Here is an 827-nt window from a genome sequence, read left to right as displayed (position 1 = left end):
CAGCCCGGTGAGGCCGTCCTGGAACGACAGCACCTCCAGTTCCTTCTGCAACTGCAGCAGCCGGTCCTCGGCCTTCTTGCGCTCGCTGATGTCGAACATGAAGCCGACCAGTGCCTCGACCTCGCCATCCTTGCGCACCACATGGACCACGTCGCGAATCCACACGTAGCCGCCATCGGCGGTGAGCGCGCGGTAGTCGGCCTCGTGGTCGATGCCGGACTGCGATTGCGACACGCAGAAATTCACCACGTAGTCGCGGTCTTCCGGATGCATCCGCGCCACCCAGTCGTCCACGCCGACCCAGCTCTCCTGCGTCCAGCCCAGCAGCGTTTCGATCTGTGGGCCAATGTAGGAGAAGGTCATGGTCTTCCAGTCGATCTTCCAGGGAATGGCCCGGGTCGACTCCAGCAGCGTCTTGTACACCGCGCTGTCGGTTTCCATCTCACACCTGGCGTTTGGGATCGTACTCATGACTTCGCACTGCTCCACGGAGGACGGCCGCTACGCGCCCAGGGCGGTAGCCGAGTGCCATCATACGAAATGGACAGGCGCTTGCCGCTCCTGCCGACGGAAAAGTTGTTGCGAACGCGCCGTGGAGCGTTCGCGAGCGGCTTCACCTTCTGTAGCGAACCGGGACGGACTCCCGGCCGCGAAGGCGTCAGGAAAGCCAGCCGAGCATCGAGAACCACAGGTAGTCCAGCGGCACCAGCAGCACGAACGTCAGCGCCGCCAGCACCAGGCACAGGCGCAGGGCGTGGCGCAGCGGCACCTTGCCCAGGGCCATTGCGACGATGATCGGCGGCGCCTGGTACGGCAGCAGCGGCGTG

At 64.8% G+C, this 827-nt stretch carries 1 protein-coding gene; it reads right to left on the bottom strand.

Translation table 11 applies throughout. The features are described from left to right. Positions 1–471: PAS domain-containing protein (locus tag B2X67_RS13350; RefSeq protein WP_286785789.1), on the bottom strand; the 471-nt coding region annotated here is incomplete at its 3' end. Positions 472–827: the final 356 nt, after the last annotated feature.

This window comes from Pseudomonas sp. UBA3153 (assembly GCF_002364635.1).
Lineage (GTDB): Bacteria > Pseudomonadota > Gammaproteobacteria > Pseudomonadales > Pseudomonadaceae > Pseudomonas_O > Pseudomonas_O kuykendallii.
Note: the sequence above shows the minus strand (reverse complement) of the source record. Positions and strands in the feature narration are given on the sequence as shown.